The organism is Blastococcus sp. VKM Ac-2987 (assembly GCF_026967805.1).
Lineage (GTDB): Bacteria > Actinomycetota > Actinomycetes > Mycobacteriales > Geodermatophilaceae > Blastococcus.
In genome coordinates this window covers 270,864-282,501 of the sequence record NZ_JAPVBG010000002.1, presented here as the reverse complement: position 1 = coordinate 282,501, position 11,638 = coordinate 270,864, and the positions used below count along the sequence as shown (strand labels likewise).

The window sequence follows — 11,638 nt, the reverse complement described above, 5'->3', positions numbered from 1 at the left end:
ACACCTGCAGATCCGCCGAGATCACACGACCTCGGCGCGGGGCGTGGGGCCGTCGGAGCCGGCGGCGTACTCCTGCAGGGGCACGTCGCCGCCCGCCCACGCGGCGAGGATCGGCTCGACGATCCGCCACGACTCCTCGGCCTCGACGTCGCTGATGGACAGCGCGGCCTCCCCGGCGAGCAGTTCCTGGAGCAGCAGTCCGTAGGCCGACAGCCGGGCCGGCGGCAGGTCCACCTCGAGCGCCCGGCGCTCGAGGTCGAAGGGGGCGCCCGCGCCGTTCAGGTTGAGCTCCAGGCTGATGCCGTCGGGGTCCAGCCGGAGCCGGAGGACATCGGGCTCGGGCGGGCCCTCGCCGTCGTCCCGGCCGAAGGCCAGGTGCGGCACCGGCTTGAAGCGCAGCACGATCTCGTGCCGGTCGGCGCCGAGCGCCTTGCCCGAGCGGAGCCGGAACGGCACGCCGGCCCACCGCCAGTTGTCGATGCCGACGGTGTACTCGGCGTAGGTCTCGGTGCCGCGGTCGGCCTCGACGCCGGCCTCCGCGGTGTAGTCCGGCAGCGGCCGGCCGCCGACCGTCCCCGCGGTGTACCGGGCCCGCACCGTGTCCCGGCCCATGTCCTCCGGCGACCGGACGGCGCGCAGGACGTCGGCCTTGCGGGCCGCCAGCGAGCGGGCGTCCATCGCCGTCGGCGGCTCCATCGCGACGACCGCCAGCATCTGCAGCAGGTGGTTCTGCAGCATGTCCCGCAGCGCGCCGGCGGTGTCGTAGTAGCCCGCCCGCCCCTCCAGCCCGAGCGTCTCGTCGAACACGATGTCGACCCGCTCCACGTGCTGGGCGTTCCAGAGCGGCTCGAACATCCGGTTGGCGAACCGCAGGCCGAGGATGTTGAGGACCGTCTGCATCGCCAGGAAGTGGTCGGTGCGGAACACCTGCTCCTCGGGCACCAGCCGGTGCAGCACGGCGTTGAGCGCCCGGGCGTCGGCGAGGTTCCGCCCGAAGGGCTTCTCGACGGCGACCACCGCCCCCTCGGGCAGCCCCACCTCGGCCAGCGCCTCGAGCGTCGGGAGGAAGACCGTGTTGGGCAGCGCCAGGTAGACCACGGGCACCCCGCCCGCCCGCTCCAGGGCGGCCCGCAGGTCGGCGGGGAGGGTGACGTCGCCGTGCCGGTAGCCCAGCCGCTCGACCAGCCGCTCCCGGGACTCCTCGGGCACGTGCCCGGCGTGCTCGGCCAGCCGCTCGCGGGCCCAGTCGCGGTACCCGTCGTCGGTCCAGTCCTCCCGGCTCACCGCCAGCACCACCGGGGTCTCCCCCAGGACGCCGGCGTCCACGAGCTCGGCGAGCCCGGGCAGCAGCAGCCGGCCGGTGAGGTCGCCGGTCCCGCCGAGGACGACGAAGGAGCGCCTCATCGCCGCGCCTGCTCGGCCCGGGCGAGGTTCCAGCCGCTGGCGATGACCCCGACGTGGCTGAACGCCTGCGGGAAGTTCCCGAGGAACGCGCCGGTGCCCGGGTCGATCTCCTCGGCGAGCAGGCCCACCTCGTTGGCCCGCGCGCACAGCGAGTCGTACAGCTCGTGCGCCTCGTCCAGCCGGCCCTGACCGGTCAGGTTGTCGACCAGCCAGAAGCTGCACAGCAGGAAGGCGCCCTCCCCGCCGGCCAGCCCGTCCGGGGACTCGGTGTGCAGGTACCGGTAGAGCAGCCCGTCCCCGGCGTCGAGGTGCCGGCGCACCGCCTCGGTGGTCGCCACCATGCGCGGGTCGTCGGCCCGGATGAGCCGGCGCAGCGGCAGCGTCAGCAGCGAGCCGTCCAGCCCTCCGCGGCCGCCCTGCCCGGACGGGGCGAGGTGCTCGGTGAAGGTGCCGCGGTCGGCGTCCCACGCCTGCTCCAGCAGCGTCGTCCGGATCCGGTCGGCCTCCCGCTGCCAGCGCTCCCGCGGGTACGGCAGGCCGCAGAGCTGCCCGATGCGCAGCGCCCGGTCGACGGCGACGTGGCACATCGCGACCGAGTAGGTGAAGGGGCGGCCGGCGTCGCGGATCTCCCAGATCCCGTTGTCCGGCGTCGACCACTGGGTGATGGCCTGCTCGGTGAGCTCGCACAGCGCCCGCCACAGCGGCGGGTCCACCTCCGCCCCGGTGCGCACCCACTGGTAGGCGACGTCGAGCAGCTCGCCGTAGACGTCGTTCTGCACCTGCCGCGCCGCCCCGTTGCCCCAGCGGACCGGCCCCGATCCGCGGTACCCGGAGAGCGCGAGGTCCTCCCACTCCATGCCCGGCCGCCGGCCGCCGAGGGTGTAGCAGATGCTGGCGCGGTCGTCCCGCTCGATGTTGCGCAGCGTCCAGGCGAGGAAGGCGTCGGACTCCTCCTGCATCCCGATCCGCCGCAGCGCGTAGCTGGAGAACGCGGCGTCGCGCACCCAGGTGAAGCGGTAGTCCCAGTTCCGGCTGCCGCCGATCTCCTCCGGGAGCGACGAGGTCGCCGCCGCCATGATCGCGCCGGTCGGCGCGTGGTCGAGCAGCTTCAGGGTGAGCGCCGACCGCCGGACCAGGTCGTGCTGCGGCCCCTCGTACTCCAGTCGCGCGGCCCAGTTGCGCCAGGCCGCCGCCGTCTGCTCGATCAGCCGTTCCGGCTGGGTGCGGGTCCGGGTGTGCGTGTCGCCGGACCACTGCAGGGCGACGGTCAGCTGCTCGCCCTCGGCCAGGGTCACCCGGCCGCGGACGGCGCCGTCACTGGCGACGGTCAGCGGGTGCGAGGCGGACACCAGGATCTCCAGCTGCGGCTGGGCGGCCCAGTGGATCCGCCAGGCGCCGAGCTCCGGCCGCACGAGGACGCCGTCCATGGGGGCCAGCCGGACCTCGACGTCCACCGTGCCACCGACGGCCCGGGCCAGCCGCAGCAGCTCGCCCCGGCCCGACGGCACCGGCTCGGCGAGGTCGGCACCCGAGCGCAGGGTCAGGCAGTCGGTGAGCTCCAGCCGCCCGCCGGCGCCCTGCATCTCGGTGACCAGGATCCCGGTGTCGGGCAGGTAGCGCTGGGCCGACTCCCGCAGCCCCACCGGCGCGATCCCGAAGCTGCCCCCGCGCTCGGCGTCGAGGAGGCCGGCGAGGAAGGGCCGGCTGTCGAAGTCGGGCAGGCACAGCCACGGGATGCTGCCGTCCCGCGCCACGAGCGCGCAGGTGAGGCCGTCCCCGATCAGGCCGTGGTCCTCGATGGGCAGGTAGCCGTCGGTGCGGGTGAGCGGGCGGAGCGGCACGGGCGGTCCTCGGGTCGGTGGCACGGGTCCATCCGACCGTGCCCGCGCAGGCACCGGCCAACCCTGGCGAAATCGACGGCCCGGTGGATCGCCTCCTCTAGGACTCTCTAGCGGCTTCGCTAGAGGAGCCGATATCCGCCGAGATGCACTGCGGCTGCTCCCGACCCGCCCGGAACCGCATCCGTGCGCACGCCGGAGCTACCGGTCGGCCGGGCGGGGGAGGCGGCGGGCCTGGCGCCGGCGGCGCAGCCCGCGCAGCGTCCGGACGGCGACCAGCAGCTCGGCCAGCTCCTGCCGGTCGCCGGCGGTGATGTCGGCGAGCTGGCCGGCGGCGCGGTGCTGGGCGATGTCCCAGCCCTCCTCCCACCGGGAGACCAGCTCGTCGGGCCCCTCGGCGTCGGAGGTCCGCAGGCTGAGCACGTCCTCGGTGAGCGAGGCCTGCTCCATCGCGAGGTCGTCGCGCAGCGAGGCGCGGGCCATCGACGGCCAGCGGCGGTCGCGCGGCAGCGCGATGACCAGCTCGCGCAGGGTCACCAGGCCCAGCCGCTCGGCCAGGCGCTGCATCACCCGGCCGGCCAGCGCCACGGGGGCCCCGGTCCGCTCGGCGACCACGGCGAGGTCCAGCGCGGCCGGCATCAGCGGTGCGGCCGCGACGCGGGCGGCCAGCTCCGCGGGGAGGCCGGACTCCTGCAGCCGGCCCGCCCGTGCGGCGTAGGACTCGGCCTCCGCGCCCATCAGCCAACCGGGCAGGCCGGCCTGCACCTCGGCCACCGACGAGGCGAACCGGTCCGTCACCTCCGCCAGCGGGAGCGGGTGCTCCGCGGTGAGGTCCGGCTGGCGCAGCAGCCAGCGGGTGGCCCGCTCGGCCAGCCGGGTCGCCTCGGTGCGCCCCTCGATCTGGGCGGCCGCCGAGACCTGGCCGTCCAGCGGCCGGAAGGCGTCCCACATCCGGTCGATGCCGAACACCGCGCGGGCCACGGCGTGCGCCCGCACCACCGTCGCCAGCGGCACCCCGGTCTCCTCGATGAGCCGGAACAGCCCGGTGACGCCGGCGATGTTGACCGCCCGGTTGGTCAGCGCGGTCCCGATGATCTCGCGGCGCAGCGGGTGGCTGGTGACCGCGACGGGGAAGCGCTCGCGCAGCGGGGCCGGGAAGTACTCGACCAGCAGCTCCTCCAGCGCGGGGTCGTCGGGGAGCGACGACGCCAGCACCGCGTCACTGGTCTGGAGCTTCGCGTAGGCCAGCAGCACCGAGAGCTCCGGGCCGGTCAGCGCCTGCCCGTCCCGCCGCCGCTCGGTGAGCCCGCGGTCGTCGGGCAGCGCCTCGACCGCGCGGTTGAGCCGTCCCGAGCGCTCCAGCGACCGGATGAACCGCTCGTGGGAGTCCAGCAGGCTGCGCGCCGCGGCGGTCTCCCCGGCCAGGGTCGCGTTCTGCGCGTGGTTGTCGGTCAGGACGGCGGCCGCGACCTCGTCGGTCATCCCGGCGAGCAGCGCGGCCCGGCCCTCGGCGTCGATCCGCCCCTCGTCGACCACGCGGTTCAGCGCGATCTTGATGTTCACCTCGTGGTCGGAGGTGTCCACGCCGGCGGAGTTGTCGATGGCGTCGGTGTTCAGCCGGCCGCCGGTGAGCGCGTACTCGACGCGCCCGCGCTGGGTGAGACCGAGGTTGCCGCCCTCCCCCACGACCCGGACCCGCAGCGACCGGCCGTCGACGCGCACCGCGTCGTTGGCCTTGTCGCCGACCTCGAGGTGGCTCTCGCCCGAAGCCTTCACGTAGGTGCCGATCCCGCCGTTGAACAGCAGGTCCACCGGGGCGAGCAGCACCGCGCGGATCAGCTCGACCGGGGGGAGCGCCGTGACGTCGCCGGGCAGCCCGAGGGCGGCGCGCACCTGCTCGCTCACCGGGACGGACTTCGCCGTGCGCGGCCAGATGCCGCCGCCCGCGCTGATCAGCGAGGTGTCGTAGTCGGCCCACGACGAGCGCGGGAGGTCGAACAGCCGGCGGCGCTCGGCGAACGACGCCGCCGCGGGCGACGGGTCGACGAACACGTGCCGGTGGTCGAAGGCGGCCACCAGCCGGATGTGCTCCGACAGCAGCATCCCGTTGCCGAAGACGTCACCGGACATGTCGCCGACGCCGACGACGGTGAAGTCCTCGCGCTGCACGTCGAGGCCGAGCGCCCGGAAGTGCTGGGTCACCGACTCCCAGGCGCCGCGGGCGGTGATGCCCATGGCCTTGTGGTCGTAGCCGACCGAGCCGCCGGAGGCGAAGGCGTCGCCCAGCCAGTAGCCGCGCTCCAGCGCCACGGAGTTGGCGAGGTCGGAGAAGGTCGCCGTCCCCTTGTCCGCGGCGACGACGAGGTAGGAGTCGTCGCCGTCGTGCCGGACGACCTTCTCGGGCGGGACGACCGCGCCCTCGACCCGGTTGTCGGTCAGCGCGAGCAGCGCGCCGATGAAGAGCTTGTAGCAGGCCTGGGCCTCGGCGATCACCTCGTCGCGCGAGGCGCCGTCACCCGGTGGGCGCTTCACCACGAAGCCGCCCTTGGCGCCTGTGGGCACGATGACGGTGTTCTTCACCATCTGTGCCTTGACCAGGCCGAGGATCTCGGTGCGCAGGTCCTCGTGGCGGTCGGACCAGCGCAGCCCGCCGCGGGCCACCTTGCCGAACCGCAGGTGCACGCCCATCACGCGCGGCGAGCTGACCCAGACCTCGTGCGCCGGCCGCGGCTCGGGCAGGTCGGGCACCCCCGCCGGGTCGAGCTTGAGCGCGAGCGCCGGGTGGGGAGGTGAGGACATGGCGTAGTACGTGGTCCGCTGGGTGGCGACGACGGCGGCCAGCAGCGAGCTGAGCACCCGGTCGGCGTCGAGCGAGGCGACGTCGCCGATCGACCGGCGCAGCGCCTCGACCAGCTCGGCCTGCCGGTCCTCCCGGCCGTTCATCCGCCCGGGCGAGAAGCGGGCCTCGAACAGCGCCACCAGCCGGGCCACGACGCCGGGGTGGGCGGCGAGGGTGCGCTCGACGTAGGCCTGGCTGAACGGCAGCCCGGCCTGGCGCAGCCACTGCACGTAGGCGCGCACCACCGTGACCTGCCGCCAGTTCAGCCCGGCGAGCATGACCAGTGCACCCAGGCCGTCGTCCTCGGCCTGCCCGCGCCAGACGGCCCCCACCGCGTCGGTGAAGCGCTCGGGCAGCGACCGCAGCAGCGGCAGGTCCACCAGGGGGACGGCGATGCCGAAGTCGTAGATCCAGGTCGGCGGCGCGCCGATCCGGTCGATCTCGTACGGCCGCTCGTCGACGACGTCGACGCCCATGTTCTGCAGCATCGGCAGGATCTGCGACAGCAGCAGCCGCTCCCCCACCCGGTACACCGACAGCCGGCGCTCGCCCGGCGCCGCGCCGGCCGGGGTCCACAGCCGCAGCGCCACGTCATCCGGGGCCAGGCCCTCGAGGCGGACCAGGTCCTCCACGGCGCGGTCGGCCGGGAAGTCCTCCTGGTAGGCGGCGGGGAAGGCGTCGGCGACCCGGGAGAAGACCTTCTCCGCGTCCGCGCCGAAGCGCGCCTCCAGGGCGGCGGCCAGGTCGTCGGGCCAGCTGCGTGCGGCCGCGGCCAGCTCGGCCTGCAGTCCCTCCACGTCGACGTCGACCGGCGGGGCGGAGCCCTGCCGGCCCACCGGCAGCCGGACGACGAAGTGCAGCCGGGTGAGCACCGACTCGGTGGAGCGCGCGGTGAACTCGATGCCGGAGCCGCCGAGGCGCTCGAGGAGCAGCTGCTGCATCGCCAGCCGGACGGCGGTGGTGTACCGGTCGCGCGGCAGGTAGACCAGCGCGGACCAGAACCGCCCGGTGGGGTCCGGCCGGAGGAACAGCCGGGTCTGGCGCCGCTCCTGCAGGTGCAGCACGGCCATCGCGACCGGCAGGAGCTCGTCGGCCCCCACCTGCATCAGCTCGTCGCGGGGGTAGGTCTCCAGGATCTCGAGCAGCTGCTTGCCGGTGTGGCTGTCGGCCGGGACGCCGGAGCGGTGGACCACCTCGGCGACGCGGCGGCGCACGAGCGGGACGTCGAGCACGCTGGTGCCGTACGCGGTGGACGGGAAGAGGCCGACGAAGCGGCGTCGCCGGGTCGCGCCGTCGCCGTGCGGCAGGGTGACCGCGACCAGGTCCAGCCACGCCCGGCGGTGCACCGACGACCGCGTGTCGGCCTTGGTGACGGTGAGCCGGTGGCGCCCGGTGACGCCGGCGGCCTCGGGCGGGGCGGTCGCCGAGCGCGCCACGTCGGTGTCGCTGCGCAGCACCCCGAGGCCCGTCCCGGGCACCGGCCGCGCGGCGACGTCCGCACCGTCCGGGACGATCTCGACGTCGCGCGCGCCGAGGAGCACGAAGTTCCCGTCGGCGAGCCAGCGGAGCAGCGCCGCGGCCTCGGCGGGGTCGTCGGCGGGGTCGTCGGTCGCCTCCTCCCCCGCCCCGCCGCCCGCGAGGAGGTCGTCGAGCTCGGCGGCGAGGTCGACCATCCGGCCGCGCATGCGGTCGCCGTCCTCGTGGACGGCGCGCACGTCGTCCAGGACGGCGCGCAGGCCGGTCACCAGGTCGCCCGCCGCCTCGCCGTCCAGCGGGCCGTCGAGCACGACGGCCATCCACGACTCGGCGACGGCGTCGTCGCCGCAGGAGGGGGCGTCCAGGCTGTCGCACAGCGCGGTGATCCGGCCCCTCAGGTCGCGGCGGACGACGAGCAGCGGGTGCACCACGTGCTCGAGCCGGAAGCCCTGGCGGACCACCTCGGCGGTGACCGAGTCGACCAGGTACGGCATGTCGTCGGTGACCAGCCGGATCACCGTCCGGCCGGCGCCCTGCGCGCGCGGGACGGCCTGCACGTCGACGGTCGCGGAGCCGATCGGGCGGACCTCGGCGAGGGAGAGGTGCCCGAGGGCGAGCGCGGCCAGCTCGGCGGGGTCGCTGGCGAGGACCTCCTCCGCGGGCTCGCTCCAGTAGTACCGCCGCAGGAAGGCCGGCACGTCGTCGGCGGTGCAGCCCCGGGGCAGCGCCGACGACCCGTGGCCGGCCCCCGCGACGGCGACGCGGGCCGCCTCGCGCAGGAGCAGCTTCTTCTCGTCGCGGCCGGCCTCGAGGGCGGCCAGCTCGGTCAGGGAGCCGCCCGCGGGTCCGCCGTCCCGGTCGCCCGCCCCGGCATCCGGGACCACACCGGTGTCACTGGCCATGTCAGGCGACGGTACTGGCCGCTGAGACCGCCGTCACGGCGACGCGGGGACGGGCCCGGGACCGCGCTCAGCGGTCGAGCATCTGGTCGGCCACCCAGCCGACGACGGCGAGGATCAGCCCACCGAGGACGGCGGTGCCGAACCCGTCGATGGTCAACCGATCGGTGATCGCCGCGGTCAGCCCGAGCAGGGCCGCGTTGATGACGAGCAGGAACAGGCCCAGCGTGAGGAGCACGAAGGGCAGGGACAGCAGCCGCAGGACCGGGCCGACCAGGGCGTTGACGACGCCGAAGATCAGCCCGATCCACAGGTAGCTGCCGTACTCCCCCAGCGGCCCGTCCGGGTTCTCCAGGACCTCCAGCCCGGGCAGCACGTCGAAGTAGGTGAGCCCGTAGAACGCCGCCGCGAAGATGACGACCTTGAGCAGGAACCTGATCACGGTCACGACGCTAGCCGGGCGGGGTCGCCGACTGGGGGATCTCCCCTCGTCTGGCGCTGTCTAGCGTCGTGACCAGAGAGCGGTAGACCCTCCTGCACGACGGTCAGGAGAGCGGGAACGCACCGGCGGCGACGTAGAGCCCGAGCAGGAAGAGCAGCCAGGCGAGGGTCTCCCCCGAGTTCCGCGACAGCCAGCCCTCCAGCCGGGCGAGCGCCGGGGTGAGCCGGTCGCCCAGCGCGGTCCGGACGGCGATCAGGACCAGGGCGGGCAGGACCATGACCAGGCAGTAGCCGGCCAGCACGGCGACGGTCGGGGCCAGGGCGAGCCCCGCCGCGGTGAGCAGGGCGATGGCCGCCAGGTAGGGGACCATCGAGGCCGCCTCGATCCCGGCCGCCGTGACGCCGAGGACCACGACGGTGCCGCGGGGACCGTCGCCGCGGGCCGCATCCCGCAAGCGGGCCAGCCGGCCGGGCCCACGCGCGGCCCGCGCGGCGCGCCTGCGCTCCTTGCCGGCCCTGGTCCACGGCTCGATGGTCAGGCCGAGCACGACGAGCACGATGCCCACGACGAGCCGCACCACCCGCCCCGCCGTGGTGTCCACGGCGTCGGCGACCGGCTCGAGGAGCACCCCGGCGCCCAGCGTGAGCGCGACGCCGAGCACCAGGTAGAAGGCCGCCACCGTGCCGAGGAACAGCAGAATGCGGCCGATCCGGACCCGTCCGGGGGCGAGGAGGAACCACACCGGGAGCACCAGCGTGCCGACGCTCGTGCTGTCGACGAGGGCCAGCGCGGCCAGCGGGACCAGCAGTTCCACGACACCCTCCCCACGTAGCAGCACACTCGTGCTGCCAACGCAAAGTAGCACAACTGTGCTATCAAAGAGCCGTGCCGAGGGTCGTCGACGCCGAGCAGCGGCGGCGGGAACTGGCCGGAGCCGTCTGGCGGGTGATCCGGCGGGACGGCGTCGCCGGGGCCTCCGTCCGCTCCGTGGCCCGCGAGGCCGGCACCTCCATGGGCGCGCTGCGGCACTGGTTCCCCACCCAGGACGCGCTGCTGCACTTCGCGATGACGCTGGTCAGCGAGAACGTGCGGGCCCGGATCGAGGGCGTCGTCCGCGGCGGCGGGCCGCCGGCCGCCCAGGTGCTCGCCGTGCTGGAGGAGACCCTCCCCCTCGACGAGGAGCGACGCGCGGAGGGGGAGGTGTGGCTCGCCCTGACCGCGCGCGCCCTCGTCGACGACGAGCTGGCGGCGCTGCGCGACCGGGCGGCCGCAGAACTCCGGCAGCTGTGCGCCCTCGTCCTCGACGCGCTGGCCGACGCCGGAGCCGTGCGCGACGGCCTGGACACCGAGCTGGAGACCGAGCGGCTGTACGCCGTGCTGGACGGCCTGGCGCTGCACGCGCTCATCCGGCCGACGACCCTGCCGGCCGCCCGGGTGCGCGCGGTGCTGGAGGTGCACCTCGCCGGCCTGCGCGACACGCGCTAGGTCGTTCTACCGATCTCTACGCCCGGCGCTAGAGAACGGCATACGGTGCACGACATGGATCCGGTGCGGAACCCCTACGCCCCCGGCGCGGGCCAGCGCCCGCCCGAGCTGGCCGGCCGGGACGGCGAGCTGTCGGCGTTCGACGTCGTCCTCGAGCGGATCGCCCGCGGCCGGCCCGAGCGCTCCCTGGTGCTCACCGGGCTGCGCGGCGTCGGCAAGACGGTGCTGCTCAACCAGCTGCGGTCGGCGGCGATCGCCCGCGGCTGGGGCACCGGGAAGATCGAGGCCCGCCCCGAGCAGTCGCTGCGCCGGCCGGTCTCCTCCGCGCTGCACATGGCGCTGCGCGAGCTGGGCCCGCGCCACGGCGACCAGGAGTCGGTGACCGAGGTGCTGGGCGTGGTGAAGGCGTTCGCCCAGCGGGTGAATCCGGCGGAGGCCAAGGTGCGCGACCGGTGGCAGCCGGGCATCGACGCGCCCGCGGCCACCGGGCGGGCCGACTCCGGCGACATGGAGATCGACCTGGTCGAGCTCCTCAGCGACGCCGCCGGGGTGGCGGCCGACATCGGCAGCGGCATCGCGCTGTTCATCGACGAGATGCAGGACATCCAGGCCGACGACATCTCGGCCATCTGCGCCGCGTGCCACGAGCTGTCCCAGCAGGGGGCGCCGCTGATCGTCGTCGGCGCGGGGCTCCCCCACCTGCCGGCGGTGCTCTCGGCGTCCAAGAGCTATTCAGAGCGGCTCTTCCGCTACCTGCGCATCGACCGGCTGGACCGCGAGGCGGCCGACCGCGCCCTGCTCGCCCCGGCGGAGCGCGAGGACGTCGAGTTCGAGCCGGCCGCGCTGGACGCCCTCTACGAGGCGGCGGACGGCTACCCCTACTTCGTGCAGGCCTACGGCAAGGTCACCTGGGACGTCGCCGCCTCCTCGCCCATCACCGCCGCCGACGTGGCGATGGCCGCCCCGGTCGCCGAGGCGGAGCTGGCCGTGGGGTTCTTCGGGTCCCGCTACGACCGCGCCACCCCCGCCGAGCGGGAGTACATGCACGCGATGGCCGAGCTGGGCGGCTCCGGCGGCGCGGCGGTGGCGACGTCGGAGGTGGCCGTCTCGCTGGGCCGCAAGCCGGCGTCCCTCTCCCCCGCCCGCGACTCGCTCATCAAGAAGGGGCTGGTCTACTCCGCCGAGCGCGGCCAGATCGCCTTCACCGTGCCGCACTTCGGCCGCTACCTGCTGCGCCACCCGGAGTAGGAGCGTC

General features: G+C 75.0%; 7 protein-coding genes. 2 read left to right on the top strand and 5 right to left on the bottom strand.

Going from position 1 to position 11,638, the window contains the following annotated elements; translation table 11 throughout:
* Positions 1-21: 21 nt before the first annotated feature.
* The 5 genes from O2W17_RS10165 to O2W17_RS10145 form a co-directional block, all read right to left on the bottom strand.
* Positions 22-1,404, bottom strand: coding sequence for a glucose-6-phosphate dehydrogenase (locus O2W17_RS10165; protein WP_269192310.1), 1,383 nt, complete (start codon positions 1,402-1,404; stop codon positions 22-24).
* Positions 1,401-3,245, bottom strand: a complete 1,845-nt coding sequence (locus tag O2W17_RS10160) for a glycoside hydrolase family 15 protein (protein WP_269192309.1) — start codon at positions 3,243-3,245, stop codon at positions 1,401-1,403. The genes O2W17_RS10165 and O2W17_RS10160 overlap by 4 nt, the downstream gene beginning before the upstream one ends.
* 198 nt (positions 3,246-3,443) lie before the next feature.
* The gene (locus O2W17_RS10155) at positions 3,444-8,459 is read right to left on the bottom strand and encodes an NAD-glutamate dehydrogenase (RefSeq protein ID WP_269192308.1); all 5,016 of its coding nucleotides are present in this window, start codon (positions 8,457-8,459) and stop codon (positions 3,444-3,446) included.
* Between the two features lie 67 nt (positions 8,460-8,526).
* The gene (locus tag O2W17_RS10150; RefSeq protein ID WP_269192307.1) at positions 8,527-8,898 is read right to left on the bottom strand and encodes a phage holin family protein; all 372 of its coding nucleotides are present in this window, start codon (positions 8,896-8,898) and stop codon (positions 8,527-8,529) included.
* Positions 8,899-9,001: 103 nt separating this feature from the next.
* Positions 9,002-9,712 (bottom strand): GAP family protein, encoded by a 711-nt coding sequence (locus tag O2W17_RS10145; RefSeq protein WP_269192306.1) that lies wholly within the window; start codon positions 9,710-9,712, stop codon positions 9,002-9,004.
* Positions 9,713-9,783: 71 nt separating this feature from the next.
* Between O2W17_RS10145 and O2W17_RS10140 the strand changes: the two genes are divergently transcribed.
* Both O2W17_RS10140 and O2W17_RS10135 read left to right on the top strand, forming a co-directional pair.
* On the top strand, positions 9,784-10,383 hold the full coding sequence (locus O2W17_RS10140) for a TetR/AcrR family transcriptional regulator (protein WP_269192305.1): 600 nt from the start codon (positions 9,784-9,786) through the stop codon (positions 10,381-10,383).
* A gap of 54 nt (positions 10,384-10,437) precedes the next feature.
* Positions 10,438-11,631 (top strand): ATP-binding protein, encoded by a 1,194-nt coding sequence (locus tag O2W17_RS10135; RefSeq protein ID WP_269192304.1) that lies wholly within the window; start codon positions 10,438-10,440, stop codon positions 11,629-11,631.
* Positions 11,632-11,638 lie beyond the last annotated feature (7 nt).